The sequence below is a fragment of the Paracoccaceae bacterium genome, from assembly GCA_012103375.1.
Classification (GTDB): domain Bacteria; phylum Pseudomonadota; class Alphaproteobacteria; order Rhodobacterales; family Rhodobacteraceae; genus WLWX01.
Map to the genome: position 1 here is coordinate 800,013 of WLWX01000001.1, position 25,544 is coordinate 825,556.

At 61.9% G+C, this 25,544-nt stretch carries 29 protein-coding genes and 1 pseudogene; 17 read left to right on the forward strand and 13 right to left on the reverse strand.

Annotation, left to right across the window (positions count from 1 at the left end; genetic code table 11):
• Positions 1-74: 74 nt before the first annotated feature.
• Positions 75-1,643: a glycoside hydrolase family 2 gene (locus GKR99_04170; protein ID NKB26782.1), complete on the reverse strand. Its 1,569-nt coding sequence runs from the start codon at positions 1,641-1,643 to the stop codon at positions 75-77.
• Between the two features lie 489 nt (positions 1,644-2,132).
• On the opposite strand from GKR99_04170, the gene GKR99_04175 reads away from it, so the two are divergent.
• A protein-coding gene (locus tag GKR99_04175; protein ID NKB26783.1) for an IS630 family transposase occupies positions 2,133-3,091 on the forward strand; the annotation gives its coding sequence in 2 pieces (ribosomal slippage) (positions 2,133-2,474 and positions 2,477-3,091; 957 coding nt in all).
• Here GKR99_04175 and GKR99_04180 read toward each other — a convergent pair.
• Complete coding sequence (locus GKR99_04180; protein ID NKB26784.1) at positions 3,088-4,050, reverse strand: adenosine kinase; 963 nt, start codon at positions 4,048-4,050, stop codon at positions 3,088-3,090. The two genes, GKR99_04175 and GKR99_04180, sit on opposite strands and share 4 nt — an antisense overlap.
• Positions 4,047-4,691 carry an endonuclease III gene (gene nth, locus GKR99_04185; GenBank protein ID NKB26785.1) on the reverse strand — a complete coding sequence of 215 codons (645 nt, stop codon included), beginning with the start codon at positions 4,689-4,691 and terminating at the stop codon, positions 4,047-4,049. The genes GKR99_04180 and nth overlap by 4 nt, the downstream gene beginning before the upstream one ends.
• A gap of 109 nt (positions 4,692-4,800) precedes the next feature.
• Between nth and GKR99_04190 the strand changes: the two genes are divergently transcribed.
• A complete protein-coding gene (locus GKR99_04190) occupies positions 4,801-5,640 on the forward strand; it encodes a methylated-DNA--[protein]-cysteine S-methyltransferase (GenBank protein ID NKB26786.1) in 840 nt (279 codons plus the stop codon).
• A 145-nt stretch (positions 5,641-5,785) separates the two neighbouring features.
• On the forward strand, positions 5,786-6,430 hold the full coding sequence (locus GKR99_04195; protein NKB26787.1) for an OmpA family protein: 645 nt from the start codon (positions 5,786-5,788) through the stop codon (positions 6,428-6,430).
• 276 nt (positions 6,431-6,706) lie between these two features.
• Here GKR99_04195 and GKR99_04200 read toward each other — a convergent pair whose 3' ends face one another.
• The 5 genes from GKR99_04200 to GKR99_04220 all read right to left on the reverse strand — a co-directional run bounded on the left by GKR99_04200 (position 6,707) and on the right by GKR99_04220 (position 9,228).
• Positions 6,707-7,267, reverse strand: a complete 561-nt coding sequence (locus tag GKR99_04200; protein NKB26788.1) for a F0F1 ATP synthase subunit B — start codon at positions 7,265-7,267, stop codon at positions 6,707-6,709.
• Positions 7,267-7,794: a F0F1 ATP synthase subunit B' gene (locus GKR99_04205; GenBank protein NKB26789.1), complete on the reverse strand. Its 528-nt coding sequence runs from the start codon at positions 7,792-7,794 to the stop codon at positions 7,267-7,269. The genes GKR99_04200 and GKR99_04205 overlap by 1 nt, the downstream gene beginning before the upstream one ends.
• 72 nt (positions 7,795-7,866) lie before the next feature.
• A complete protein-coding gene (locus GKR99_04210; protein ID NKB26790.1) occupies positions 7,867-8,103 on the reverse strand; it encodes a F0F1 ATP synthase subunit C in 237 nt (78 codons plus the stop codon).
• 44 nt (positions 8,104-8,147) lie between these two features.
• A complete protein-coding gene (locus tag GKR99_04215) occupies positions 8,148-8,900 on the reverse strand; it encodes a F0F1 ATP synthase subunit A (protein ID NKB26791.1) in 753 nt (250 codons plus the stop codon).
• The gene (locus GKR99_04220; protein NKB26792.1) at positions 8,890-9,228 is read right to left on the reverse strand and encodes a F0F1 ATP synthase subunit I; all 339 of its coding nucleotides are present in this window, start codon (positions 9,226-9,228) and stop codon (positions 8,890-8,892) included. Before GKR99_04220 ends, GKR99_04215 begins: the two co-directional genes overlap by 11 nt.
• A 303-nt stretch (positions 9,229-9,531) precedes the next feature.
• On the opposite strand from GKR99_04220, the gene GKR99_04225 reads away from it, so the two are divergent.
• A complete protein-coding gene (locus GKR99_04225; GenBank protein NKB26793.1) occupies positions 9,532-9,921 on the forward strand; it encodes a metalloregulator ArsR/SmtB family transcription factor in 390 nt (129 codons plus the stop codon).
• A gap of 140 nt (positions 9,922-10,061) precedes the next feature.
• Here the strand turns inward: GKR99_04225 and GKR99_04230 are convergent, their stop codons facing one another.
• On the reverse strand, positions 10,062-11,024 hold the full coding sequence (locus GKR99_04230) for an EamA family transporter (GenBank protein ID NKB26794.1): 963 nt from the start codon (positions 11,022-11,024) through the stop codon (positions 10,062-10,064).
• Between the two features lies 1 nt (position 11,025).
• Positions 11,026-11,913, reverse strand: coding sequence for a LysR family transcriptional regulator (locus GKR99_04235; protein NKB26795.1), 888 nt, complete (start codon positions 11,911-11,913; stop codon positions 11,026-11,028).
• Between the two features lie 230 nt (positions 11,914-12,143).
• Between GKR99_04235 and GKR99_04240 the strand changes: the two genes are divergently transcribed.
• The 11 genes from GKR99_04240 (at position 12,144) to rpmE (ending at position 19,645) form a co-directional block, all read left to right on the forward strand.
• Entirely contained in the window at positions 12,144-12,509 is a 366-nt protein-coding gene (locus tag GKR99_04240; protein ID NKB26796.1) for a DoxX family membrane protein, read from the forward strand.
• 11 nt (positions 12,510-12,520) lie between these two features.
• Positions 12,521-12,976 (forward strand): hypothetical protein, encoded by a 456-nt coding sequence (locus GKR99_04245; protein ID NKB26797.1) that lies wholly within the window; start codon positions 12,521-12,523, stop codon positions 12,974-12,976.
• A 172-nt stretch (positions 12,977-13,148) separates the two neighbouring features.
• On the forward strand, positions 13,149-14,642 hold the full coding sequence (locus GKR99_04250; GenBank protein ID NKB26798.1) for a signal recognition particle protein: 1,494 nt from the start codon (positions 13,149-13,151) through the stop codon (positions 14,640-14,642).
• Positions 14,643-15,099: 457 nt separating this feature from the next.
• Positions 15,100-15,627, forward strand: a complete 528-nt coding sequence (locus tag GKR99_04255; GenBank protein ID NKB26799.1) for a GNAT family N-acetyltransferase — start codon at positions 15,100-15,102, stop codon at positions 15,625-15,627.
• The gene (locus tag GKR99_04260) at positions 15,624-16,157 is read left to right on the forward strand and encodes a GNAT family N-acetyltransferase (protein NKB26800.1); all 534 of its coding nucleotides are present in this window, start codon (positions 15,624-15,626) and stop codon (positions 16,155-16,157) included. Before GKR99_04255 ends, GKR99_04260 begins: the two co-directional genes overlap by 4 nt.
• A complete protein-coding gene (locus GKR99_04265) occupies positions 16,154-16,450 on the forward strand; it encodes a chorismate mutase (GenBank protein NKB26801.1) in 297 nt (98 codons plus the stop codon). Before GKR99_04260 ends, GKR99_04265 begins: the two co-directional genes overlap by 4 nt.
• A gap of 19 nt (positions 16,451-16,469) precedes the next feature.
• Positions 16,470-16,946, forward strand: a complete 477-nt coding sequence (gene rpsP / locus GKR99_04270) for a 30S ribosomal protein S16 (protein ID NKB26802.1) — start codon at positions 16,470-16,472, stop codon at positions 16,944-16,946.
• Between the two features lie 114 nt (positions 16,947-17,060).
• A complete protein-coding gene (gene rimM / locus GKR99_04275; GenBank protein NKB26803.1) occupies positions 17,061-17,570 on the forward strand; it encodes a 16S rRNA processing protein RimM in 510 nt (169 codons plus the stop codon).
• A 579-nt stretch (positions 17,571-18,149) separates the two neighbouring features.
• Entirely contained in the window at positions 18,150-18,965 is an 816-nt protein-coding gene (trmD, locus tag GKR99_04280; GenBank protein ID NKB26804.1) for a tRNA (guanosine(37)-N1)-methyltransferase TrmD, read from the forward strand.
• A 61-nt stretch (positions 18,966-19,026) separates the two neighbouring features.
• Positions 19,027-19,410 carry a 50S ribosomal protein L19 gene (gene rplS / locus GKR99_04285; protein ID NKB26805.1) on the forward strand — a complete coding sequence of 128 codons (384 nt, stop codon included), beginning with the start codon at positions 19,027-19,029 and terminating at the stop codon, positions 19,408-19,410.
• A gap of 13 nt (positions 19,411-19,423) precedes the next feature.
• Positions 19,424-19,645, forward strand: a complete 222-nt coding sequence (rpmE, locus tag GKR99_04290; GenBank protein ID NKB26806.1) for a 50S ribosomal protein L31 — start codon at positions 19,424-19,426, stop codon at positions 19,643-19,645.
• Positions 19,646-19,838: 193 nt separating this feature from the next.
• Here rpmE and GKR99_04295 read toward each other — a convergent pair whose 3' ends face one another.
• Positions 19,839-20,117 carry a hypothetical protein gene (locus tag GKR99_04295; GenBank protein NKB26807.1) on the reverse strand — a complete coding sequence of 93 codons (279 nt, stop codon included), beginning with the start codon at positions 20,115-20,117 and terminating at the stop codon, positions 19,839-19,841.
• 154 nt (positions 20,118-20,271) lie between these two features.
• Here GKR99_04295 and GKR99_04300 point away from each other — a divergent pair.
• Positions 20,272-21,071, forward strand: a pseudogene (locus GKR99_04300) (AAA family ATPase).
• Between the two features lie 535 nt (positions 21,072-21,606).
• Here the strand turns inward: GKR99_04300 and GKR99_04305 are convergent.
• Positions 21,607-22,836, reverse strand: coding sequence for a DUF1479 family protein (locus GKR99_04305; GenBank protein NKB26808.1), 1,230 nt, complete (start codon positions 22,834-22,836; stop codon positions 21,607-21,609).
• Positions 22,837-22,983: 147 nt separating this feature from the next.
• Here GKR99_04305 and gndA point away from each other — a divergent pair, with 147 nt between their 5' ends.
• Positions 22,984-24,381: an NADP-dependent phosphogluconate dehydrogenase gene (gene gndA, locus GKR99_04310; GenBank protein ID NKB26809.1), complete on the forward strand. Its 1,398-nt coding sequence runs from the start codon at positions 22,984-22,986 to the stop codon at positions 24,379-24,381.
• 359 nt (positions 24,382-24,740) lie between these two features.
• Here the strand turns inward: gndA and GKR99_04315 are convergent, their stop codons facing one another.
• The gene (locus GKR99_04315) at positions 24,741-25,478 is read right to left on the reverse strand and encodes a hypothetical protein (protein NKB26810.1); all 738 of its coding nucleotides are present in this window, start codon (positions 25,476-25,478) and stop codon (positions 24,741-24,743) included.
• Positions 25,479-25,544: the final 66 nt, after the last annotated feature.

Sequence of the window (25,544 nt, forward strand, 5' to 3'; positions counted from 1 at the left end):
TTATCCGCCGCAACGACACCTTTCAGATTCCACCCACGCTGATGCCGTGTCTGCCGCCGGTCGGTGCGAAAATCTTAGAGCAGCCAGATGAAAGTGCCGACGACATAGTCGGCGCTTGCCGCAATCTCGACCTGCCAGGTCAGGATCCTTGCCTGATATTCCTCGGTAAACAGCCGGTTGTCAGGCCCGTGCAACCCAGCCGCCGCATCAGCACCGGTTTCCGAGATGACCACCGGCCTGTCGGGATCGGAGTTCTTCAGCAGCGTCTCCAGCCCCTCAAACCCCGGCTCGTACCAGCCGAAATATTGGTTCAGCCCGATCACATCCAGATGGTCCGCCAGCCGGTCTTCGATACGGAAAGTGTCGCGGTTGATCAGGCAAGCCGCCGTGACCAGGCGCGACGGATCTTCGGCGCGCGCGGCCTCAACCAGTCCGCGCATGAACGCCAGTCGCGGATCGGTATCCGCATTCTCATTCCCGACGCCCCACAGGATGACGCTGGCGCGGTTGGCATCGCGGCGGATCAGCTCGACAAGTTGGTTGCGCGCGTTTTCGAAGGTGGGGGGATTGTCGAATGCAATGTCCCAATAGACAGGGATCTCTTCCCACAGCAAGATACCCACCTCATCCGCGATGCGCGCGACCAGTTCGTGGTGCGGATAATGTGCGGCCCGGGCGATATTGGCGCCAAGGGCTTGCAGATGTGCAAATCGGCGGCGGATATCGCCGGCGTCGCTGCACTTGCCGACATTGCGGTCTTCTTCGTGAACACCGATGCCGCGCAATTGCAGGGGACGACCGTTCAGAAACAAGGCGCGGCCCCGGCGTTCGATACTGCGAAATCCCACCCGGTCGGAAACGCGGTCGGTCCCAAAACTGACGGCGACATCATACAGTCTGGGCGCGTCCGGCGACCAAAGCTTGGGCGTGCAATCCAGAACTGCGCTGCCTTTGCCCGCGCGCACGTCGATTTGTCCTTGCGCCAAGCCGGCGATATCCACCTGGGCCATGCCGTTTGCGTCACAAGACACCGCCACATCGATGGCCACCGCACTTCCAGTCCAGCGCACAAACAACTGTGTGATGTGGATGGCGGGGACGGTCACCAGCTCAACGTCGCGGTACAGGCCGCCATGGTTGAACCAGTCGGTATGATGCATCGGAACCGCATCCGCGCGGCGGGTGTTGTCAACCTCGATCATCACAAGGTTCGTCCCGGATCGCAGATGCGGCGTGATGTCGACGAAAAACGGAGTCGAGCCTCCGACATGCAGGCCGCAAAACACGCCGTTCAGGAACACCCGCGCCCGTTCATTTGCGGCCCCGATCCTGAGGAACATGCGCGTGTCGCCGGTCGGCACCTCGGCGTCAAATTCGCGCGAATACCAGGCCGCGCCTTCATAGCGCAGCCATTCATCGCGCTCCGTCGTCCAGCACCCCGGAACCGGCGTCACCTGCCAACTGCCGTGGTCATAATCGCGCGGGATCACCCAGTCATCTATCGGCAGGGTGTCATGTTCGAACCAGCGCTGTCGCAAACCTTCGCGCATCGGATCGATGGCAAAACGCCATGCGCCGTTCAGCGATACGACCGTGCGCCCGCCCATGAACACGGCCCCCTCAGCCGTCAGGCGCGGCGTCATGAACGGCGCTTCGAAATCTTCGTCATGGAGGTGCCGATTGTGTTGAAAAACTCCGAAATCAGAGCGTCGCGGATTTCTTGCGAAAACCTATGAAGCGAAATAGTCGGAAAGCTTTGACCACGAGACAGCGCATGGCTGCGCGTGAGCGCATGTAGGCGATTTGGGCCGACCCCCGCGCCAAAAATTTAGGATCGGGCTGCATGGAAAGAAAAATCATCGTTCAGGCCCTAAAACGGAGTTTTTCAACACAATCTGCCAGTAAGGGTCTTCCACAACGCCGGTCTGTCTGGAGTCATTCGTCATTGTCTTGCCTTTGGTTGGCGCGCAGGCCCTTATTCACTGCTGACCCCTGCGTGTAATTGCAATGCACGCCAAATCGTTGACGGGCCGCACCTTGGGGCGACGCTAAAGCGTTTCGTCTTGAACCTGAATCGCGAGGGATTCCCTTGAGACCTGATCTGTGATTCATCCTGTTTGGGAGGATGGATCATGTCAGCACCTTTGCCATCTGCGCTTCGGATACGGTTTCAGAGATACATTGAAGAAGGGTTGAGCGGGCGCGCGGCGGCGTTGCGGTTGAAGCTGTCGCCTGCCACAGGCGCGCGGTGGGCGCGTCAGGTGAGGATGAAGGGTCATGCGGAACCTGCCCGGCAGGGACCGCCGCGCGACAAGGGAAAGCTGGCTCCGCATCGGGAATTCTTTGAGGAGTTGATCGCACAAGACCCTGACATCACGCTCTTTGAGTTGCGTAATGCGCTGGCCGATGCAGAGGGTGTGCGGGTGCATCACTCCTCCATCGCCAACCTTCTGTCCCGGCTCGGCTTCACGTACAAAAAAAGTCGCTGGTCGCAACCGAGCGCCGCCGCGCCAAGGTAAGGCAGCAACGGGCCGACTGGTTCAGATACCGCTCGCCAGCCATTGCGACCTTTCCTGAGCGCGTTGTCTTTATTGACGAAACCGCAGTGAAGACAAACCTCACGCGCCTACGCGGCAGAGCCAAGCGCGGTAAGCGCCTGACGATGGATGCGCCCTTCGGAAGCTGGGGAACCCAAACCTTGATCGCGGGCCTGACCCAAGGCGCGCTGATCGCACCTTGGGTCATCAAGGGAGCGATAGATGGCCCCGCCTTCGCGGCCTACATCCGCGAAGTGCTGGTCCCCGAGATCAACCCCGGCACTGTCGTCATTCTCGACAACCTGGCAACCCACCGGAATAAGGAGGCGACGCAGGCTTTACGCAATCACGGCTGCTGGTTCCTTTACCTGCCACCGTACTCGCCCGACCTGAATCCCATCGAGCAGGCCTTCTCTAAACTGAAAGCCCATTTGCGACGGATCGGGGCCAGGTCCTTTACCCAGGTCTTCGAAGCAATCGGAGCAATCTGCGATCTCTACGACCCAGTAGAATGCTGGAACTACTTTAAGGCCGCCGGATATGTCTCAGGTTAATGTCGAAACGCTTTAGGGCGCGGGCCGACATGGCCGATCACCTCAGCTGCTGCGGCAACGCCCATGCGGCCTGCGGTGTCGAGGTCCGCGCCTTTGGCAAAACCATAAAGGAAGCCGGCGGCAAACTGATCCCCGGCCCCGGTTGCATCAACGGGTGTGACGGGTGTCACCGGCACTTCGGCCTGATCCCCGGCCCGGATCAGCCAGACTGGATCGCCGGATCGGGTGCAGACCACAGTTTCGCAGACCTCGGCAGCCTGATGAATTGCGGATTTCAGATCGTCGGTTTCGTACAATGTTTTCCATTCGTCGGCGTTGCCGATGACAAAGTCCATTTCGTCCCGGATCAGGCGCAGGAAGTCGGCGCGGTGCCGGTCGGCGCAGAACGGATCGCTGAGGGTGATACCACTTTGCCCGCCCGCGGCGCGCATCTGGCGCGCGGCCTCGGCAAAGGCGGTTTTGCCATCGTCCTTGTCGAACAGATACCCCTCAAGGAAGAGGATGCCGCCACCTGCGAAAACACCCGGATCAACGTCGCCACTGTCCAGATCGGCCCCCGCACCCAGGTAGGTATTCATCGAGCGTTCGCCATCTGGCGAGACGAATATCATCGAGCGCGAGGTCGGCGCCTCGGCGCCATCAACGGGCGGATTCGGGAAAATCGTGCCCGCATCGGCCATGCTTTTCGCATAGAACCGCCCTAACCCGTCGTTCTTGACCTTGCCAATGAACGCTGTTTCCAGCCCCAGCATTCCCAGGCCGGCCAAAGTGTTCGCCACAGAACCACCGGGTGTCTGGGTGCGATCTTCCATTGAGGCATACAGCAGTTCGGCCCGGGCCCGATCGACCAGCTGCATGATGCCTTTCTCGATCCCCATATTGTCCAGAAAACTGTCATCGGCATGGGAAATCACATCGACGATGGCGTTGCCGATGCCGACGACACGGGGGGTGCTCATTGGGTCTTCTCCTCAAACGGGCAGAGATCGCGGATCAGGCAGTTCGGGCACATCGGTTTGCGCGCTTTGCAGACATAGCGACCGTGCAGAATCAGCCAGTGGTGGGCGTGCTGGGCGAACTCGGCCGGGATGTTGTCTTCGATGGCGCGTTCAACTGCGACGACATCCTTGCCGGGTGCGATGCCGGTTCGGTTGCCGATGCGGAAGATGTGGGTGTCGACGGCCTGTGCTGGATGGCGGAACCACATGTTCAGCACGACATTGGCGGTCTTGCGGCCCACGCCGGGCAGCGATTCTAGCGCGGCGCGCGACGATGGCACCTGACCGTCGAATTCGTCCACCAGCCGCTGGGATAGCTTGATGACGTTCTTGGCCTTGTTGCGGAACAGACCGATGGTTTTGATGTGCTCGATCACGCCAGCCTCACCCAGGGCCAGCATTTTTTCGGGTGTATCGGCCACGGCAAACAACCCGCGCGTGGCTTTGTTCACACCCGCATCTGTTGATTGCGCGCTGAGTGCGACGGCAACGACCAGGGTGTAGGCGTTGGAATGCTCCAACTCTCCCTTCGGTTCCGGTTCGGCATCGCGAAAGCGGGTGAAGATCTCGTGGATCGTAGAATAGGGCAGTGTGGCTTGCATGGCGCGCGCGTTATGGCGGGGCGATGCAGATGGCGCAAGACAAAGCGCAGGTTTCGGGTCGCATGGGGGCGGCGCAGCCCCTATTTCTGGGGCAACGCCGGAGGACCCCATGACCGATACACTGAATTTCGAAGACGCCTACCACTATAAGCTGATGCGCCGGGCGATTGACCTGATTGACGCGCGGGGCGCGGATGCCCCGGCCCTGCCGGATATCGCGTCCGAAATGAACCTGAGCCCGGCGCATTTTCAGCGCATCTTCAGCCGCTGGGCCGGGGTGTCGCCGAAGCGCTATCAGCAGTGGCTGGCGCTGGGGCATGCAAAGGATCTGCTGGCGAACCGGTTCACAACGCTGGAAACCGCCGACGCCGTGGGCCTGTCGGGCGGCGGGCGGCTGCATGACCTGTTTGTGCGTTGGGAGGCGATGACGCCGGGCGATTATGCGCTTGGTGGCGCGGGGCTGACGATCCGCTGGGGCTGGTTTGAGGGGCCGTTCGGGCGCACCCTGGCGATGGGGACAGATCGCGGTTTGTGCGGGCTGGCGTTTTCCGAAGAATCCGGGGATGCGGCGGCGATGACCGATATGCGGGGCCGCTGGCCGAAAGCGGATTTTGTTGAAGATCCGGACGCCTTGCGTCCCTGGATCGAGGCGGCATTCGGCGGCGATGAAACCCGGTTGCACCTGATCGGTGCGCCGTTTCAGATCAAAGTGTGGGAAGCGTTGCTGCGCATCCCCACCGGCCATGTGACGACCTATTCCGAGATTGCCCGCGCCATCGGCAGCCCAAAGGCCGTGCGCGCCGTCGGCACCGCTGTGGGCCGAAATCCGATCAGCTGGCTGGTTCCCTGCCACCGGGCTTTGCGCAAATCGGGCGGATTGGGCGGCTATCACTGGGGATTGCCGGTCAAACGCGTCTTGCTGGCCTGGGAGGCCGCCGAAACCGCCTGAACACACCCTTCGGCAGCATTCCGCCGAGCTTTCCGCCGCGTATCCTCACGCCAGGGGTGTCCTTTGCGTGCCCCGGGACGTACAAAACCGGCTGGAGATGTGGGACATCAGGGACAAGGACCCCATGAAATATATCAAAACACCGATGATTCTGGCGGTCAGCTCCGCCTTTCTTCTGGCCGCCTGTCAGCCGCAGCCGTTTGACCCCAACAACCCCAATCAGCAGGCCAAACAGGGTGCTGTGACCGGTGGCCTTCTGGGTCTTCTGGCCGGGGCGGCCTCGGGCGATAACTCGAGAGAGCGTCGTAACCGTGCATTGGGTGGGGCCATTATCGGCGCCGGTATCGGGGCCGCTGTCGGTGCCGATCTGGACCGGCAGGCCGCCGAGTTGCAGGGCAGCTTTGCCAATGGTGAGATCAACGTGATCAACACCGGCAACGAGCTTATCGTGCGCATGCCCGAGGCGATCCTGTTTGCATTCGACAGCGACGCTGTGCGCGCCGTATTGCGGTCGGACCTGCAGGTTCTGGCAACCAGCCTGAACAAATACCAGAACACGACCGTGCAGGTTGTCGGCCACACCGACAACGTCGGCACCGCTGCCTATAACCAGGACCTGTCGGAACGCCGCGCGGCGAATGTCGGGGCGATCCTCGTCAGCTCGGGCGTGTCACGCGCGCGGGTCGTCACCATCGGTCAGGGCGAAAGCCAGCCGATTGCGTCGAACCTGAATGATGCAGGCCGCGCACAGAACCGGCGGGTGGATATTATCATCACGCCGAACGGCTAATCCCGTCGTCGAGAGATTTGGATCAGGCCGGGCCATCGCGCCCGGCCTTTTTCGTTATGAAGCGGTGAAGCCTGCGGCTTCGCTGTTTTTGCATGGCGCCTGGGGAGGGGTGAGCCCACCGCACTGAAGTTGTCGGGCGCGGGAATGTTGCGCAGCCTCCGGCGGGGATATTTTTGGATCAATGATGATGTAAAGGCAGTGTTCAGGGCTGCAATGAAAAAGCCCGGACGCTTGGTCCGGGCTTTGATGTGTCATTGGTGAATAGAGTGGGCCGGATCAGTGCAGGCGTTTTTCCACCGCGCCGATCGCCTCTTCAATTAGCTTGTCCTGATCGGCATCGCTCATCTGGTTGGTGACAACTTCGGATGCCACACCGATGGCGATCTGGATCGCGCTGTCGCGCACTTCGCGCACAGCGGCCTGTTCGGCGCTGCCGATCTGATCTTCTGCGGCGGCAAGGCGGCGCGCGATTGAGGCCTTGATATCCGCTTTCGCCTTTTCTGCTGCGGCTTCTGCTTCCGAACGGGCCTGGGCGATGATGCGTTCGGACTGTGCGGCAACCTCACCCTGTTTGCGTTCGATTCCGGCCAGAACTGTCTGGGCTTCTTCACGCAGGGCACGGGCTTCGTCGAGTTCCGCCCGGATGCCGTCGGCGCGCTTGTCCAGCAGACCCGCCAGCAGGCCGGGGATCTTGAAGTACATCAGGATGCCGACGAAGACGAGGAAGGAGATCAGAACAATAAAATCGGTATTGCCCAGCGAAATGAACGGGCCGTCAGCGGCAAGCGCCGGGCTGGCGGACAGGGCCGCGACAAGGGTCAGGGACAGGCGCATCATCATTTGATCCTTTGTTCCACAGCCGCCTTGATGGTCTTGGCGTCGGCCTTCTGGCCCAGCATCGCGACGATGTCCTTTGCGACATCGGTGGCAACTTCGCGCACGCTTTCGATGGCGCCGTCGCGGATTTCCGCAATACGCGCTTCGCTTTCGGCGGACTTGGCCGAAATCTCAGCCTCGGCATGGCTGGTTGCGACGTCCAGGTCTTTCTGGATGTCGGCCTTGGCGTCGGCGATGATTTTCTGCGCCTCGGCACGGGCATCGACCAGCGCCTTGTCATACGCGGCCTCGGCCTCGGCCGCCTTGTTGCGCAGATCTTCGGCTGCGGCAATATCATTGCTGATGGTCCCGGCACGGTCCGCCAGAACGCTGGCAATACGCGGCAGGGCGACCTTGTTCAGGATCAGATAGATGACCACAAGAGTGACCACCAACCAGAAGATCTGGTTCGGGAAGGTCGCAAAATCCAGCTGTGGCATGCCTGCAGCTTGTTCCGCGCCTTCAGCGGCATGTGTCTCGGTCGCCATAACGTCCTCCGAAAACCTCAAGGGAACGCCGGGGGCGACAGGCGCCCCCGACCGTAAGGAATGACGTCGGGATTAGACGACGAAGAGCAGCAGGATCGCAACCAGGAACGAGAAGATGCCCATGGCTTCGGCAAGCGCGATGCCGATGAACATTGTCGCGGTTTGACCGGCAGCTGCCGATGGGTTGCGCAGAGCGCCAGAGAGGAAGTTACCAACCAGGTTACCCACGCCAACACCGGCGCCGCCCATACCGGTACAGGCCAGGCCTGCGCCGATGAATTTCCCCATTTCTACGATATCGCCTTCCATGATCTTTCTCCTTACGATGGAATTTGGATTGTTTGAGTTCAGACCTAGTGGTGCGGATGCAGCGCATCCTTGAGGTACACACAGGTCAGAATTGCGAAGACGTATGCCTGCAGGAACGCGACCAGCGTTTCCAGCGCATACATGCCAACAATGGCCACGATTGACACCGGGGCAAGCCAGGTGACGGCTGCGAAGCCTGCGAAGATCTTGATGACCGCATGGCCTGCCATGACGTTGCCAGCCAGACGAATGGAGTGGCTGACGGGGCGCACGAAATAGCTGATGACCTCGATCACCGCCAGCACCGGGCGCATGACCAGCGGGGCTGAGCCGACCCAGAACAGGCCCAGGAAGGACGCGCCGTGCTTGACAAAGCCCAGCACGGTAATGGCGATGAAAATCGTGAAGGCCATTACGGCAGTTACGGCGATATGCGAGGTTGTCGTAAAGCTCATCGGAAGCAGGCCAAGCACGTTGGCGAAAACGATGAACATGAACAGCGTCATGATGTAGGGGAAATATTTCACCCCGTCTTTGCCGCTGACGTCTTCGACCATTTTATATACGAAGCCATAGGCCAGCTCGGCGATGGACTGGATCCGGTTGGGAACGGTTGCGCGGCGGCGGGTGCCGATGACCAGCAGCAGCACAACGCAGAGCACGGCCAGACCCATCCACAGGGTTACATTCGTTGGCGTGTACCAGTTGACCTCGGAGCCGCCAAACAGCGGTTTCACGATGAACTGATCCATCGGGTGGAATTCAAGACCGCCTTCGGCTTTCGCGTCATCTGCCATCTTCGTCGCCTTTCGTCCCTGCCCCGTCCTGCGACGCGGCTGCGTTCAATTCCTTTGCGGATCGCAGCATCACGTTGATGCCTGCCGCGAACCCCAGCAATATGAAGACAATCAGAAAGATCGGGAGCGTCCCGAACAGGCTGTCCAGCCCGTATCCGATGCCGAAACCGATGACGACACCCGCCACAAGCTCGATCACCATGCGCCAGGCCAGATGGGCTTGGGAATGATGCTCTTCAAAACTCCGGGTGGGCGTGTCTTCCCCCTTTGCCGCCTTGATCCGGGCGTCCAGCGCGTCCAGTTGCGCCTTTTCCGGATCATCAGGCATCGGCAAAGACCCCTTCGTTCTTTGCGCGGAACCTAGGTTTGGTGCGGGCCCGAGTCAAGCGATGCAGATAATCTTATAAATCGTTGTTATCAAATAATATAATCCGACTGCGTCAGCGCGTCACAGCGCCCGGATTCGTGCGGATGATATTCAACCAATCGGTTAAGGGATTGGCGGATGCCCCGGCGCGGTCAAAGGCTGGTGAGGCGGATCGCAAAGCGCGCATAGGGCGCCCGGGTTGCTAATCAGGCGGGCCCGCGTGTTAAACAGGTCCGCCGACCCAATTGCCCCGCCCGAGGTGCCATGCCCGATCTTGACCAGACGTTTGCGGCCCTCGCCGATCCGACCCGGCGGCAGATTCTGGCGATGCTGCTGGAAGATGATATGGCCGTCACCGATGTGGCCGAACCCTTCGCGATGTCGCTGGCGGCCATTTCGAAGCATCTGACGATCCTGACCAGGGCCGGTCTGATCAGCCGCGACCGGCGCGGCCGGGTGACCTGGTGCCGTCTGGAACCCGACGCGTTGAAGGATGCCTCGGTCTGGATGCAATCCTTCGGGCAGTTCGAACCCGTCAATCTGGACGCGTTCGAACGGTTTTTGGAAGCCGAAACCGGCCTAGCGAACGTACTGGACGATGACCAGAACGATGACGACAAGCCCGACGAGGTAGATGATCCTACGCATGAATAACTCCAATTGTTAACCGCCGTCCTGACACAGGCGCCCGAACGGTCACACCCCCGACATAAGGACGGACACCGGGGCAGGACAACCTTCAGGCACGGGATTTCCGGGGCGCGAACCTGCTGACAGGGCCAATTCGTGGTTCATCAAACCGAGGGTGGTGCCGCGCCATCCCGCACCGCAGGGTCCGATCGCAGCAGCATATAGAGCGCGACACAGCACAGCCCGATACCACCCAGAACAATCAGCGGCGGCGCGCCGTTGCCCAGCGCCAACTCCCAAACGATCACCCAGCATGGGGTCAGATAGGTATAGGCCATCACCCGCGACGCCGTCAGGCGCATGCTGGCAAATTGCAGCAGCAGGAATGTACCCGCGCCCGATGCAAGCGTCAGATAGGCCAGCGTTATCCAGACCAGTGGGGCAAGCGCGCTCCAATCCGTCGCAAGGACGGATCGTCCCCCCAGAACAGCCAGCACAAGCGTGCCCCCGATAAGCATGGCGAAAGTGCCAGCCAGCGCGCTTTCGCCCCGGTTCAAACGCGAAACCAGCGGGATATAAAGCGCATGGAACAAACTGCCGAGGAGGTAGATCGCTTCCCCCTCGCCAACGCGGAATTCCATGGCGAGGCGAGGATCGCCGCGAAAGATCACCCAAAGCGCACCGAAAGCGCCCACGGCCAGTGCCGCCAGAATGCGGCGCGTCGCAACCTGTCGCAAAATCAACCAGCCAAAGCCGGCGGCAAGCAGCGGCGTCAATGTGAATATGGCCGAGGTCGACACCGCCGATGCGGTCTTCAATGCCTCGAACATGAGGACGAAGTACAGCGCAAACAGCCCGCCAAGGATCAGGTGCCGCCAGGGTTGCCTGGCAACGCAGCGGTCGAGGTGCCCGGTGGCGGTGGCCAGCGCACCGATCACGATCATCGCCAGAAAGAAGCGCGCAGTTGTCAGGGCCAGCGGATCAATATCACGCGCCATCATCGCGCCCAGACTGAACGATCCGGCCACCAGAACGGAAAACGCCAGCATTGCCAGGTGTCCGGCAGTAGCAGGCGGCAGGCGGCGGTGCAGGGCCGGTTTGGATGGCGTCTCTGCCGGGGCGGTCATATCACGCGACCCAATCTGCGGGCCAGTCGTGGACCGCCTGTTTCAATTCGGCCAGGATCGCCTGTACCTTCGGGGTGCGATGCAAGTCCACGTGGCTGACCAGCCACATCGCGACCGCCCATTCATCGCGCGGCGCCATAACCTCAACCAGGTTTGCATCCGCAGCCTCCCAGCGGGTCAGGAACCCAAGGCCGACCCCGGCACGCACAGCATCGATCAGAACCCGCGTATCGGCCCCGCGAAAGACGACTGCCTCGGGCGGAACGGCCTTGCGCAACCATTGTTCAAACGGCGCCGGAGAGGTTTCGGCGCTGTAACCGGCAAAACGATGGCCCCGCAAATCCGCGTCGCTTTCGGGGCGACCGTGGCGCGCGACATAATCGGCCGACCCATACAGCGCCATGGGCGCGCGAAAAAACGGCTGCACCACGTTGTCGGGATCATCCGGAGCGGACCCGGCACGGATTGCAACATGGGCCTCGCCATATTCCAGACGGAACAGACGCTCTCCGGTCAGCAGGCGGATATTGACGTCAGGGTGGGCCATTTGGAACCGCGCCAGAACCGGCACGATCAGCGGCGACAGTTGCACCAGCGAGGTGACGGCAAGCTCTCCGCTAACATCGGCGCCACCGCCGCGAATACGCCCCGCCAGCTGGCTGAATTGATCCTCGGTCACCTGCGCGACCTGCAACAGATCCGCGCCCGCCTCGGTCGGGGTATAGCCGCGCGCGTGCCGCTGGAACAGTTTCGACCCCAGCCGCCCTTCAAGCGCGTCGATATGGCGGATCACTGTCGCATGATGCACGCCCAGCGCCTGCGCGGCCCCCGACACCGTGCCATGGCGCGCCACATAATAAGCGGTGCGGATTTCATCCCAGTCGCTGATCGCCATCGCGGGGTCTGCTTTCCTGCCGGGCGGACACGCGCCCGCGTACGGCGCAGCAAACGCCATTTCCGCAGCATGTACAATCCACACTTTGCGAATGCGCACCGAATGCGCCAGAATAGCCGCGATATGTGCGCAGATGCGGATATTCTTCGCCGGCAGCCCTTGTTAGAAAGCCGGTGATTTCACAGTTTGCCACGACCCGACGTCACACAGAACCGGAGTTCACCATGTCCGACCCGATCCGCCTCTATGGCCTGCTTGCCATAAAGATCGTTGTTGCGCTGGCATTCCTAAGCGCCGGAATTGCCAAGCTGATGGGCGTCGAGCTTATGGTCCAGACCTTTGCGGCCATCGGCTGGGGCCAATGGTTCCGCTACTTCACGGCGGTGATCGAGGTTATCGGCGCAGCCCTGCTGTTCATTCCGGGTTGGCAGGCGCGCGGTGCTCTGATCCTGATCTGCACCATGATCGGCGCGGTCATTGCACATCTGGTTGTGTTGGGGCCATCGGCCATCCCGGCGCTGGTGCTGGGCGTTTTGGCGTCGGTGGTGTTTTATGCCCATAAAGACCAGATCCTCAAAACACCGCTCTAAGGTGCCTATAGATGCGCATTTTGTCGAATACCCCCGACATGCTGATCCTCGAAGATCGTCCGGTTTTCTGGGCATTCGTTCTGGCGATCATGGTTCTGATCGGATTGGGCTTTTTTCTGGGCGGGATATTCGGAGGTGAGGTCCTGCTTCTGATCTGGGGTGCGGGCTTCGGGGGTATCGCGCTTGCGCTTCTGTGGGCGCTACGTCGAACGCGGGTCTACCTCGACCGGCGCAATGATTTGGTCGAAATCCGCACACAGGGCGCAAAACGCATGTCGTCGCAAAAGTTTCGCCTGAGCGATCTGCATTCCGCCGAAGTTCAGACCAGCGGCGGCAATACATTTCGGGTTGCGCTCAATTTCGCCGAACCTACGGGCCTGGTGTCGACACGTGGTGCCTACGAAAGCAGCGCTTCGAGCGCGCGCGCCGCAGAAGCCATCAATGCCTGGCTTTCTACCCATTCTTGACAGCCACCCCTCACGACAATATGACGCCTCCAATCCGGAAGTGACAACAGACTTCCGGTCCCGGATCAGCCGGGATCGCCACCCGTCAGCGAGGTTTCGCCCGCGGGTGCGTTTGGCGTTTGGCGGATCGCTTCCCAGATTGGGGGCGTGACTTGGATGAAGGAGGCTGCATATGTTCGAATCCCTCTCTGACCGCCTGTCAGGGGTCTTCGACCGGCTGACCAAGGCCGGCGCGCTCAGCGAAGATGACGTCAAGACCGCGCTGCGCGAAGTGCGCGTGGCACTGCTGGAAGCGGATGTGTCCCTGTCGGTCGCGCGCGATTTCATCGCTGCGGTGCAGGAAAAGGCCACCGGCCAGAACGTCACAAAATCGGTCACCCCCGGCCAGCAGGTCGTGAAAATCGTTCACGACGAACTTGTCCATGTGCTTGCCGGTGACGAGGCCGAGCTTGGCAAGCTGAAGATCGACAACCCGCCCGCGCCGATCCTGATGGTCGGCCTGCAGGGCGGCGGCAAGACGACGACGACGGCCAAGCTTGCCAAGCGCCTGAAAGAACGGGACGGCAAGCGGGTGCTGATGGCAAGCCTCGATACCAACCGCCCGGCGGCGATGGAACAACTTGCGATCCTGGGCACCCAGATCGGCGTCGACACGTTGCCGATTGTGCCGGGTCAGACCGCCACCGACATCGCCAAACGCGCCAAGCAACAGGCGAGCCTTGGTGGTTACGACGTCTATATGCTCGACACTGCCGGGCGGCTGTCCATCGACGACATTCTGATGGCCGAGGTTGAGGCCGTGCGCGACATCGCAACCCCGCGCGAAACGCTATTGGTGGTCGACGGCCTGACTGGGCAGGACGCAGTCTCCACTGCGGAAAACTTCGACACCCGCATCGGAGTATCCGGCGTCGTCCTGACTCGCATGGACGGCGACGGACGCGGCGGCGCGGCCCTGTCCATGCGCGCGGTCACCGGCAAGCCGATCAAATTCGTTGGCCTGGGCGAAAAGCTGGAAGACCTGGAAGAATTCCACCCCGACCGTGTCGCGGGGCGGATCCTCGGGATGGGCGATATCGTTTCGCTGGTCGAAAAAGCGCAGGAAACGATCGAGGCTGAACAGGCCGAGCGCATGATGAGGCGCTTCCAGAAAGGCCAGTTCAACATGAACGACCTGCGCGCCCAGCTGGAACAGATGCTGAAGATGGGCGGCATGGACGGTTTCATGGGGATGATGCCGGGCATGAAGAAATACCAGGGCCAGGTGGCGGCGGCGGGCATGGATGACAGCCTGTTGAAACGCCAGATCGCCCTGATCCAATCGATGACCAAACGCGAACGCGCCAACCCCGCTCTGCTGCAAGCCAGCCGCAAGAAGCGGATCGCCAGGGGCGCCGGGCTGGAGGTCAGCGAGTTGAACAAGTTGCTGAAAATGCACCGGCAGATGTCGGACACGATGAAAAAGCTAGGCAAAATGGGCAAAGGCGGCGCGCTGAAAAACGCCATCGGCACAATGTTCGGCAAAGGCGGGCCAAGTGCTGCCGATATCGCCGCCGCGCAGGCCGAAGCTGGCAAGGGCGCAGGCGGCCTGCCCCCGGGCTTCCCCGGCATGGGCGGCGCGGGCGGATTGCCCCCCGGCCTCAGCGGTTTTGGCAAAAAGAAATGACGCAGCGGCACTGCACTCAGCCCCCGTCCGGCAAGGCGGCGATGGCGACGGTACTTTATCGTGCCGCCTTGCCTGTTCTTGAAGCCAAACGGCTTGTACTGCGCGCCCCTGTGATCGAAGACCTGCCGCATGTGACCCGCGTCAGCGCCGGATTTATGGTCAGGTACATCCGCGCAAAGAACAAACGCGTGAACACATCGGCCAGACGCCTTGGCGCACACAGCGATTCGACGCAGGGTCAAGCCTCGCGCAGCGACCGCGCGCACGCGCGGCCCGGGCTTGAGGCTGCGGCGACTCGCCCATCAGCCTTGCACAGGCGCGTTGAGGGCAGACCTGCCCCTCAACCGCCTCTCAGCACAGCGGCCCCAATGCAGATTGCGCGTCCTCAGAACGGTGGGCTCACGCCGCCACGGACGCCCGTAAAAGAAATCGCGCGTCAGCGCGGCACTTTCGTTCAATGACCCGCGCGTTGTCCATCCCGACGTTCGAGACCGAGCGCCTTTGCCTGTGTGAACCACGCGCGACGGATTTTGAGGCGTTCGTGGACTTCTTCGCCACTGAACGGTCCCGGTTTGTCGGCGGTCCGTCCACCGACCGTTGGGCGGTTGCCAAGGCTTATGGCCACATGGCGGGGCTTTGGCTTCTGCGCGGATATGGCTCTCACATCTGGTGCCTGAAGGATGGAACCGTGATTGGCCATGGCGGCCTGTGGTATCCGCAGACCTGGCCCGAGCCTGAATTCGGTTGGTGCCTGTGGGACGGCGTGCATGAAGGCAAAGGCTACGTTTCCGAAGCAATGGCGGCGATCTGGGGATATGCGTTCGAAACGCTGAACCTTGCGGCCGTGGTCGCCTATATCGATCCGCAGAACGCCGCCTCGATCAGTGTGGCGCAGCGACTTGGCGGCATCCTTGACCCGGATGCCGCAACGCCGGGCGGGGACCCTGACCTGACCTATCGCTTCACACCGCAGGTAGCGGCATGAGTGTCACCTTCACCACGCCCGCACTAGAAACCGAGCGCCTGATCCTGCGCGCGCCGCAGCCGCGTGACTATGATGCGTTTGTCGATTTCTATGCCTGCGAGCGGTCCCAATACGTTGGCGGGCCGCTTGACGGACGCGACGCCTGGAATGCGTTCGCAGGCGAGATTGGTCATTGGGTTCTGCAGGGCTGCGGGATGTGGATTCTGACGCTGAAGGGGGATGACACGGCCCGTGGCATCGTCGGCCATTGGTTCCCCAGCAACTGGCCAGAAACCGAAGTCGGCTGGGTGCTGTTCAAGGCCGCTGATGAGGGCAAAGGATATGCCCGCGAAGCGGCGCAGGCCGCGATAGATCACGCCTGGGACACCCTCGGCTGGGACACGGTCGTTAGCTATATTGTGCCGGGCAATGACCCGTCGGTCACGCTGGCCGAACGGCTTGGCGCGGTGCTGGATCCGGACGCGCCCCAGCCCAATCCCGACAGGCCGATCCTTGTCTACCGCCACCCCCACCCGGAGGCCGCAAAATGAGCGACGCAACCACCCGCGCAGCTGCACTGCTGAAATCCCACCGCGCCAGTATCGACCGGCTGGACGCGATCCTGGTCTACACGCTGGGCGAACGGTTTGCGCATACGCAAGCGGTCGGCAAGCTGAAAGCAGAACACGATCTGCCCCCCTCTGACCCGGCCCGAGAGGCTGCGCAGATTGCGCGCCTTGAGGCGCTGGCCCGTGAAGCCGAACTCGCCCCCGAGTTCGCCAAGAAATTCCTGAATTTTATCATTCAGGAAGTCATCCACCATCACAAACAACATCAAAAGTAAGTCTGGAAGGAAGAACACAATGGCTATGAAAATCCGGCTCGCCCGTGGCGGGTCCAAGAAACGCCCACATTATTCGATCGTCGCCGCCGACAGCCGCATGGCGCGCGATGGCCGCTTTATCGAAAAGCTGGGCACCTATAATCCGCTGCTGGCCAAAGACAGCGAAGAGCGTGTGAAAATGAACATGGAGCGGGTCGAATACTGGCTGAGTGTTGGCGCCCAGCCCACCGACCGGATCGCCCGCATGCTAGAGGCCGCAGGCCACCGCGCCAAGGTCGAACGCAACAACCCGCAGAAGGCCGAGCCTGGCAAGAAAGCGGTTGAGCGCGCCGAAGAAAAGGCCGCCAAAGCTGCCGCCGCTGCCGAAGCCCCCGCTGAAGAGGAAGCCCCCGCTGAGGAAGCGCAGATCGAAGAGGCCCCCGCCGAAGCCGCAGCAGAGGACGCTCCGGCGGACGATGCCGTCGCTGCAGGTGACGACGCCGGGAAAGCCGAGTGACCAATTGGGTGTGGCCAGACCGCGTGATCAGATGACCCGGCCATGGCGGACACATCGCAAACATGCCGGGGCGGCGCAATCGCGCGCCGCCCCCACCACGAATGGTGCCCGACGATGAGCGGGCGCATATGCGTCGGCGCCATTGCCGGGGCCTTCGGGGTCACGGGCGAGGTTCGCCTGAAGTCCTTCTGCGCCGAACCGGCGGCCATTGCCCAATACGCTCCGTTGACGGACGAACAGGGCCTGCGCGATTTCCATATTGAAAGCCTGCGCCCGGCAAGTGCCGGTTTTGCGGCGAAGCTGACAGGTGTCGGCACTCGTGAGGCTGCCGAGGCGTTGCGCGGAACCCGCCTTTTTGCTGATCGGGATCGCCTGCCCGCGCTGCCGGATGATGAATACTACCACGCCGATCTGATCGGGTTGACGGTCGTTGATACGGGCGGCGCGATACTGGGAACGGTTCAGAATGTTCTGAACCATGGCGCTTCGGACCTGTTGGAGATCACGCCCCCCGGTGGGGGCGAACCGGTGCTGCTGCCCTTCACCAGCGCCGCCGCACCGACCGTCGATCTGACCGCCAAGTGCATCGTGGCCGACCCGCCCGAGGGTTTGTTCGGGGACTGACGTTCTAATGTGAACGTTCAACGACTGGCTTGGGTTTGATCGACGCATGGATCCCGGGCACTGCCGATCATGCGCATGTCCAAACATCATCCACGTATTCTTTTACAATGCCCAAAACGAACACCCTAAGCAGGGCGCGCGCCGGACCGGCGGGCTGGTGCAGCGACGGTTGACCGGCATGATTTATGGTTCCGTGTTAGCCGTCAACTATCCCGGATGTGCCCACCTCGAACCGACGCCAGACCGGTGGAGCCGGTCTGGCGTGCGCCCTGCGCCTGCGGCGCGCACCGGGCGCAGCCATTTCCGATCGCGATTCAGGTATTCAGGACGGCACTCTGGTGGGGGTGGAACTTATGCACTGGATTGGCGAATTCTTCCGCGCGGCGTTTACCCTGCCGCAGATGGGTTTTGGAACAGGGAAAAAGCGCCGACCCTCGTTGTGCGCCTGATTGGTGGCACAATGGCACCCTGTCCTACTGCCTGGCTAAGCCCATGCCGCGCGCGGGTTCGGCGGTGCTGATTGCAGCCCGGGACCGAGCCGCGTAAAAGGCCGGATCGCCCGCAATCCCGGTGCCTGAGATGTCCATTCCACCCAGCAAATCCCACGGTGCGAAATCGATTTCCGCCTCGGCCCGCCCGCGGGATCTCATGGCGGACACGCCCGCCCCCGGCGTCTGGACAGCCCGCATCGTGACGCTGTTGCCCGAGGTTTTCCCCGGTGTGCTTGGCACATCCCTGACGGGTAAGGCCCTGAAAGACCGACTTTGGCAGCTTGAAACCATCGACTTGCGCCGCTTTGGCGAAGGGCGGCACCGCAATGTCGATGACACGCCCGCCGGGGGCGGCGCCGGGATGGTGTTGCGGGCCGATATCGTGGACGCCGCACTGGACGAGGCGGCGCGCGGGATCGACGGGAAAGATTGGCCCACCCTCTATCTGTCGCCGCGCGGAAAACCGTTCGACCAACCCATGGCCCAGCGTTTGGCCGCAGCAGACGGTATCACGCTGCTATCGGGGCGTTTTGAGGGCGTAGACCAGCGCGTTCTGGACGCGCGCGACATGACCGAGGTCAGCCTGGGCGACTTCGTCATGACGGGTGGAGAGATTGCCGCAATGGCCTTGATCGACGCCACAGTCCGCCTTATACCCTGCGTGCTTGGGAATCAGGCGTCCGTTGAAGAAGAATCCTTCAGCACCGGGCTTCTGGAACACCCGCAGTATACGAAACCTGCCGACTGGAACGGTCGCTTGATTCCCGAAGTGCTTTTGTCGGGCCATCACGCGAAGATCACCGACTGGCGACAGGTCATGGCCGAAAGGCTGACAAAAGAACGCCGACCTGACCTCTGGCGGGCATATTGTGAAGCGCATGATATGGACCCGGATAAAGACTGAGAGCTCTCATTGGTTGGCCCCATACCGCAGGACAACTGCGCATTGTTAAGGAGTGGATCAGATGGACCTGATCGCTGAGTTGGAGGCCGAACAGGTCGCCGAGCTGGGGAAAGATATCCCCGATTTCAAGGCGGGTGACACCATCCGCGTTGGTTACAAAGTCACCGAAGGCACCCGCAGCCGGGTACAGAACTATGAAGGCGTCTGCATTTCGCGCAAGAATGGCCGCGGCATCGCCGGATCGTTCACGGTGCGCAAGATTTCCTTTGGTGAGGGTGTGGAGCGTGTGTTCCCGCTGCACTCCACCAACATCGACAGCATCACCGTGGTCCGCCGTGGCCGGGTGCGACGTGCCAGGCTGTACTATCTGCGCGCGCGCCGTGGCAAATCCGCCCGCATCGCCGAGCAGACAAACTATCGCCCGCCCTCGGGCGCGAACGCTTAGGAGGAGCGGTAGCATGAAAGCAGATACACATCCCGATTATCACATGATCGACGTCAAGCTGGTTGACGGCACCGTCGTGCAGATGAAATCGACCTGGGGCAAGGAAGGCGACCAGATGTCGCTGGACATCGACCCTTCGGTTCACCCCGCCTGGACCGGCGGCGGCACCCGCCTGATGGACACCGGCGGGCGCGTGTCGAAGTTCAAAAAGAAATACGAAGGGCTCGGGTTCTAAGCGACCCCTCGCCTTTTCGACGGATCAAGCGCCGCCCTTCGGGGCGGCGTTTTTCGTTTGCGGGCGGCGCGGTTGCGGGCGTCGTGAAGGGGGCGGATTGTGTTGAAAAACTCCGTTTTAGGGCCTGAACGATGATTTTTCTTTCCATGCAGCCCGATCCTAAATTTTTGGCGCGGGGGTCGGCCCAAATCGCCTACATGCGCTCACGCGCAGCCATGCGCTGTCTCGTGGTCAAAGCTTTCCGACTATTTCGCTTCATAGGTTTTCGCAAGAAATCCGCGACGCTCTGATTTCGGAGTTTTTCAACACAATCGGCCGGAAGCGGGCTTTGGCACGACCAGTTATTTCGCCCGGAATCAAGCCCGCAAGGGTGCCGGGCGATCGCCTGACCGTCCCGCGGGCAGGCGATCGTCCGGCTATTCGATTGATCGCCAACGTCCGTCCCCGGCCACCGCACCCATACCGTTTGCATCGCACATCGTCTGAAGCGAACCAATTGCAACACAATCAACTGGCGCCTCAGCACCCAAGCGGTTCCGCTTCCCTCAAACCGGGACCGCCAATATAGTGCCGGCGCGAACCGTCACAAGGCGGCGCAGCAGGTGGACAGGCAAAGGGCAGACAACATGGCGCATATCATTGTCGTCGGAAACGAAAAGGGCGGGTCGGGGAAGTCCACAACCTCGATGCATGTTGCAACTGCTCTTGTGCGCATGGGGCATGGCGTCGGGGTGCTGGACCTCGACCTCAGGCAGCGTTCTTTCGCCCGATTTGTAGAGAACCGGCACAATTTTTGCGCACGCGAAGGCATCGCGCTGCCAATTCCCGAATATCGCGATCTGCCGGATGTCGATCAGTCGGCGCTGCAGCCGGGTGAGAATGTTCATGATCATCGGCTGTCGCCGGGATGGAGGGGCAGAAAGACTTCATCCTGATCGACTGCCCCGGTTCGCACACCCGGCTGTCACAGGTGGCGCATTCGCTGGCGGACACGTTGCTGACGCCGCTGAATGACAGCTTTGTCGATTTCGACCTGCTGGCCAAAACCGATCCGGTGACCAATGAGATCCTAGGGCCGTCTGTCTATGCCGAGATGGTGTGGAACGCGCGTCAGTTGCGCGCTCAGGCGGGGTTGCAGCCCATTGACTGGCTGGTAGTGCGCAACCGTCTTGGCGCCCAGCAAATGCACAACAAACGCAAGATGGGCGAAGCGCTGGACCGGCTGGCCGAACGTATCGGGTTCCGCGCTGCCCCCGGTTTTTCCGAGCGTGTGATCTTTCGCGAGCTGTTTCCGCGCGGTCTGACGCTGCTGGATCTGCTGGACATCGGGGTGAAGGGGCTGAACATCTCAAACGTGGCCGCCCGGCAAGAGGTGCGCGACCTGATGAAAACCCTGAACCTGCCCGGTGTCACCGTCGATTTCTAACGCCGGCATCGCCCGCAGTTACAGCGGTTTGACGCCTTGCCAGACAGCTCAAACCAAAGGTCGCCTGGCGCAGTGCCGAATTTTTGCGTCAGCGTCTCGCCCTTGGTCCCCGCGTTTCAGGGTGATTGCGGGCACTCTCCGAAGCCGCGAATTCACCCAGACCGACAACCGCCCCTTCTTGCGCTCTGGCCTATCGCGTTCATCAAGGTCCGACTGTGTTGGCAAAAATGGAAATCTTGCATCCACAAGGGTTTCGCCATCGACAGCGGTGACACGCACCTATGATTGTTGATCAAAAACTTTCGGATCGGTTTCGCAACGTCTTCTCAAAGCCATCAGAGCCCTCGTTAATTACCACTGAACGGGAACTCACGGGAACTTGCGGCAAGACTATGGCCCACTTCGGGTGTTGTTTGGCGTTCGTTTCGCCTGACAACACATCCGCGCGAAATCACTTCGAAATGTCGCCGGATTCGAAACACTTAGCGATTTGTTAACCACTTTCGCAGCGTCCGGTCCGCCAGCATGTCCCCAATCACAACGCCATTTGCGCGCGTCCCAGATCCGTCAGATCATCCAACGTCGCGCGCCCCTTGAAATCGACCTCGTAATCCTCGGCCGCGAAATCCGGGGCGCTGCGCCCCTCCAGGAACGCCTGGGACTGGCGGCGCGCATAGGCGTCGTTCTTTGGGCATTTCGGGGTCGCGCCAATATAGATGACCGAGGCGTACTCTTTCCCGTTATGCTCATCCCCGACGGCGTGGATCACATCCGGGTGCCAGCAGACGGTATCGCCGGGTTCGACCACCGGAATGCTGACCAGCCCTTTCAGGATATCGCCGTGCCAGTCCTGCGTTGCCCCCAAGGCGCGCCCCGGCAGCGCGCCGCACAGATCACCTTCGGCAACGTCATCCTGCAGGGCGCGCAGCAGGAAATAGGCGATGGACCCCGCCAGCGGGATCAGGCGCAATGTGCCGTCTTCGGGGCCTTGCGTCGTCAGCCCGGTCCAGCCCTGAAACGTCCGCGTCATCGAGCACACCGCCGGAGAAGCAAATTCCCGCGTCTGCGTCCGGAACGTCGCCTTCCAGGGGTCATAATCCTGCCAGTTGCCCGCAAAGATCGGGCCATAGATTTTCTGGTATGCGGGGTCCAGCCAGCGTTCATAGCTGCCCCCATCCATATGCGGCGACAGGCCCAGCGTTTTGTCGCCCGGTGCGCGCCGCCGCGTCCGGTCGGCGTAAGCGTAGTCATGATCAGGGTCGAATTCATCCCCCATCGGCCCGGCCACGTCCCACAGCCGGTTCATGAACCGCTTGGTCGCCGCCATCGCGGGATCCTGGCGCGCCATCACCTGCGGGCGCGACCAGTAGAGGCCAAATATCTGCGGCGCGCCGGCGTCCAGCCCGCTGAAATATTCATCCATGCCCGCTTTTTCCTGCGAACGTTTCACATAATCATTGTCGGCGATGTACTGGCCAAGCTCGTCATTCCAGCCCTCGGCAGTTGCACGCGGGAACACGCCCCGGATCACCGCACAGCCGCGGTGGCGGATGTCGGCGCGCTGCGCCTGGGTGACGGTGCCATCGGCGATGCTGGCATAAGATACCTCGGGGATGACGGTGCCGCCCTTGGCGTCCGCGTTTCGAATCACATCAACTTCGGCTTTCATGGCATCGCAAACGCTTGCAAATGCGGCGCCGACGTCGCCTTGCGCGCGCAGATGGCGTTTGGCTTCGGCCACGTATGTCTTGAATGCTGCGTCCATTGTATCGCTCCTGTTAGTTGGGCGCAGTCTTGGCCTGTGGGGCGGTGTCGTCAAGCGTTACGATTGTGCCATCTCCTTGTAATCCGGTGCCTGTTTGCGCCAACATGAGACCAGGCAATCAAACTGACCAAAGGATCGGGGCACGATATGGCGAACAGCGAAATTGGCTTGATCGGCCTTGGCACGATGGGCGCGGCGCTGTCGCTGAACATCGCGGACAACGGCTTCGCAATATCGGTGTTCAACCGCACAACCGCGACCACGCAGGCGTTTCATCGTGATGCCGGACCGCTGGTCGAAAAGATCACACCGACCGAAACGCTGGAGGATTTCGTCGCCTCGCTGGCAACCCCGCGCGCCATCATCCTGATGGTCCCCGCCGGAGAGGTCGTGGACAAACAGATCGCCGCGCTGCGCCCTTTGCTGGACGCCGACGACCTGATTATCGACGCGGGCAACGCGAATTTCCGCGACACGCAGCGCCGCGCCGCCACCGCCGAAAACGCGGGCGAGGTGTTTCTGGGCATCGGCGTCTCGGGCGGCGAAGAAGGCGCGCGGTTTGGCCCGTCGATCATGGGAGGTGGGCCGCGCGCGGCCTGGGACCGGGTGGCGCATATTCTGACTGCGATTGCCGCCGACTACGACGGCACGCCCTGTGCCACATGGATGGGCGCGGGCGGCGCCGGGCATTTCGTCAAGACCGTCCACAACGGCATCGAATACGCCGACATGCAGATGATCGCCGAGGCTTACGGCATCCTGCGCGACGGCATGGGACAATCGGCGGGTGACATCGCCGGTGCCTTCAAATCCTGGAACGAAGGGCCCCTGCAAAGCTATCTTATTGAGATTTCGGGAGAGGTCGCCGCCGACCCGAAAACCGGGGCCGCCATGCTGGATGTGATCCTCGACCGCGCCGGTCAGAAGGGCACCGGACGCTGGACTGCGGTGGAGGCGCAGCATCTGGCCGCGCCGATCCCGGTGATCGAGGCTGCGGTGGCAGCCCGCAACATCAGTGCCGCGAAACCGGCGCGTGAAGCGGGTGAGGCGATCTTTGGTGCCGCCCCGGTTGCGCTCGACGGGGCGCTGACGCTGGACGATCTGGAAGGCGCGCTGATCGCGGGCAAGATCATGTGTTATGCCCAAGGCTTCCACCTGCTGAACAACGCCAGTGCCGAATTCGGCTGGAACCTGCCGATGCCCGAGGTTGCGCGCGTTTGGCGCGCGGGCTGCATCATCCGCTCCAGCATGTTGAACGACATGGCTTCGGCCCTGGCGGACACGCCCGAGGCCAACTTGATGTTCGCGCCGTTTTTTGCGGGCAAGATGCGCGACACACATGGCGCTTTGCGCAAAGTGGTGGCGCGCGCCAGCGAACACGGTCTGGCCGTCCCTGCCCTTTCAGCGGCGCTCAGCTACTTCGACATGATGCGCACTGCGCGCGGCACCGCCAACATGATCCAGGGCCAGCGCGATTTTTTCGGCGCGCATGGGTTTGAACGCGTGGATGGCGGATCGGGGCATCACGGGCCGTGGGGCAGTTAAGCCGCCGTCTGATCAAACTAACTCTCTCGGTCACAATTGGTTAGAAGCAGATATTGGCAGTTTGTACCTGCGCCCGGTGCGCGCCGTAAGGCGCAGGGCGCGCGCCGGACCGGTCCCGCCGGTCAGGCGCTGGTCTGAACTTTGCGCGTCCAAGCGAGCTGATGACCAAACCTGAGCCATAAATCATGCAAACTCAACGGTGCAGCGCCAGCCCACCAGTCCGGCGCGCGCCCTGCTTGCGATGCATTGGTGAATATCCGTTCCAGGCCAACACGCGCTAAGGCCGGCGCGGGTATCCGGGACGTGGTTCATTAGTTTAGGATAAGGCAGTTGGGTGACATCCGAACGTCGCCCTGACCTCACTGAAACGGATCGATCCCGAAGAAATAGACCGCCAGCGGGACCGGCGCGACGGCGATGGCGGTGGCCAGGATGAAACGCGGCAGCGACACGACACGGCTCATCCCCGCGACCATGGCGATGCCACCGCCCCCACCGATCAGCGCATTTCCGGGGATGTTGAACAGCAGGATCAGCGTCAACTCGGGATAGCGCAGCAGGAAGGCCGCGACGGGGCCGGAAAATCCTTCGGTCAGCGCCGACATCCGCTCAGCGCGCTTCATGGCCGCGATGCGCGCGATGCCGTCGGCCATCCTGTGCAGCCCGATCCGCCGCAGCGCCCCTGTCGTCAGGCGCACTGGAATCAAGCGACCCGCCGCATAGGCCAGCAACAGCCCGACCAGCGTCGCACCATAGACCAGCGCGGCCACCGGCGGGCCGAGCACGCTCAGCATTGCGGCGCCGATCTCGACCCCCGGTACGAAAGGCAAGGCCAACAGCGCGGCGTAAAATCCGGCGGCCACGATCACCATCGGATCGCTGGCGGCGAAATGGCCAGGGGCGAAATCTTCGGGGTCGATGGCCCAGGCGGCCAGCCGATTGATCGCGACAACGATCACCACAATCAGTACCAAACGCAGGATCAGCCGCGCAAGCCCGGCCCCGGTGCGCTGCCTGTCCGGGGTGCCATCAAGGCCCGGATCAGACCCGGTCAAAGGCATGCTCCGGCCACGGGACGGCAATGGGTTGGGCGTCACGGGCGCATCGGCTGCGATCTGGCGGTTTCGCGGTCACTCAAGGGCTTTCGGCTGGACGGAATGGCG

What these genes read in the sequence shown, in the direction of transcription:
- trmD (NKB26804.1), top strand. Translation starts at nt 18,150, where the DNA reads ATGTCCATTCCACCCAGCAAATCCCACGGTGCGAAATCGATTTCCGCC.
- gndA (NKB26809.1), top strand. Translation starts at nt 22,984, where the DNA reads ATGGCGAACAGCGAAATTGGCTTGATCGGCCTTGGCACGATGGGCGCG.
- GKR99_04295 (NKB26807.1), bottom strand. Translation starts at nt 20,117, where the DNA reads ATGCAAACGGTATGGGTGCGGTGGCCGGGGACGGACGTTGGCGATCAA.
- GKR99_04265 (NKB26801.1), top strand. Translation starts at nt 16,154, where the DNA reads ATGAGCGACGCAACCACCCGCGCAGCTGCACTGCTGAAATCCCACCGC.
- GKR99_04170 (NKB26782.1), bottom strand. Translation starts at nt 1,643, where the DNA reads ATGACGCCGCGCCTGACGGCTGAGGGGGCCGTGTTCATGGGCGGGCGC.
- GKR99_04205 (NKB26789.1), bottom strand. Translation starts at nt 7,794, where the DNA reads ATGGCGACCGAGACACATGCCGCTGAAGGCGCGGAACAAGCTGCAGGC.
- nth (NKB26785.1), bottom strand. Translation starts at nt 4,691, where the DNA reads ATGCAAGCCACACTGCCCTATTCTACGATCCACGAGATCTTCACCCGC.
- GKR99_04225 (NKB26793.1), top strand. Translation starts at nt 9,532, where the DNA reads ATGCCCGATCTTGACCAGACGTTTGCGGCCCTCGCCGATCCGACCCGG.
- GKR99_04245 (NKB26797.1), top strand. Translation starts at nt 12,521, where the DNA reads ATGCGCATTTTGTCGAATACCCCCGACATGCTGATCCTCGAAGATCGT.
- GKR99_04250 (NKB26798.1), top strand. Translation starts at nt 13,149, where the DNA reads ATGTTCGAATCCCTCTCTGACCGCCTGTCAGGGGTCTTCGACCGGCTG.
- GKR99_04180 (NKB26784.1), bottom strand. Translation starts at nt 4,050, where the DNA reads ATGAGCACCCCCCGTGTCGTCGGCATCGGCAACGCCATCGTCGATGTG.
- GKR99_04210 (NKB26790.1), bottom strand. Translation starts at nt 8,103, where the DNA reads ATGGAAGGCGATATCGTAGAAATGGGGAAATTCATCGGCGCAGGCCTG.
- GKR99_04260 (NKB26800.1), top strand. Translation starts at nt 15,624, where the DNA reads ATGAGTGTCACCTTCACCACGCCCGCACTAGAAACCGAGCGCCTGATC.
- GKR99_04190 (NKB26786.1), top strand. Translation starts at nt 4,801, where the DNA reads ATGACCGATACACTGAATTTCGAAGACGCCTACCACTATAAGCTGATG.
- rimM (NKB26803.1), top strand. Translation starts at nt 17,061, where the DNA reads ATGAGCGGGCGCATATGCGTCGGCGCCATTGCCGGGGCCTTCGGGGTC.
- GKR99_04255 (NKB26799.1), top strand. Translation starts at nt 15,100, where the DNA reads ATGACCCGCGCGTTGTCCATCCCGACGTTCGAGACCGAGCGCCTTTGC.
- GKR99_04305 (NKB26808.1), bottom strand. Translation starts at nt 22,836, where the DNA reads ATGGACGCAGCATTCAAGACATACGTGGCCGAAGCCAAACGCCATCTG.
- GKR99_04230 (NKB26794.1), bottom strand. Translation starts at nt 11,024, where the DNA reads ATGACCGCCCCGGCAGAGACGCCATCCAAACCGGCCCTGCACCGCCGC.
- GKR99_04200 (NKB26788.1), bottom strand. Translation starts at nt 7,267, where the DNA reads ATGATGCGCCTGTCCCTGACCCTTGTCGCGGCCCTGTCCGCCAGCCCG.
- GKR99_04195 (NKB26787.1), top strand. Translation starts at nt 5,786, where the DNA reads ATGATTCTGGCGGTCAGCTCCGCCTTTCTTCTGGCCGCCTGTCAGCCG.
- rpmE (NKB26806.1), top strand. Translation starts at nt 19,424, where the DNA reads ATGAAAGCAGATACACATCCCGATTATCACATGATCGACGTCAAGCTG.
- GKR99_04215 (NKB26791.1), bottom strand. Translation starts at nt 8,900, where the DNA reads ATGGCAGATGACGCGAAAGCCGAAGGCGGTCTTGAATTCCACCCGATG.
- rplS (NKB26805.1), top strand. Translation starts at nt 19,027, where the DNA reads ATGGACCTGATCGCTGAGTTGGAGGCCGAACAGGTCGCCGAGCTGGGG.
- GKR99_04240 (NKB26796.1), top strand. Translation starts at nt 12,144, where the DNA reads ATGTCCGACCCGATCCGCCTCTATGGCCTGCTTGCCATAAAGATCGTT.
- GKR99_04220 (NKB26792.1), bottom strand. Translation starts at nt 9,228, where the DNA reads ATGCCTGATGATCCGGAAAAGGCGCAACTGGACGCGCTGGACGCCCGG.
- rpsP (NKB26802.1), top strand. Translation starts at nt 16,470, where the DNA reads ATGGCTATGAAAATCCGGCTCGCCCGTGGCGGGTCCAAGAAACGCCCA.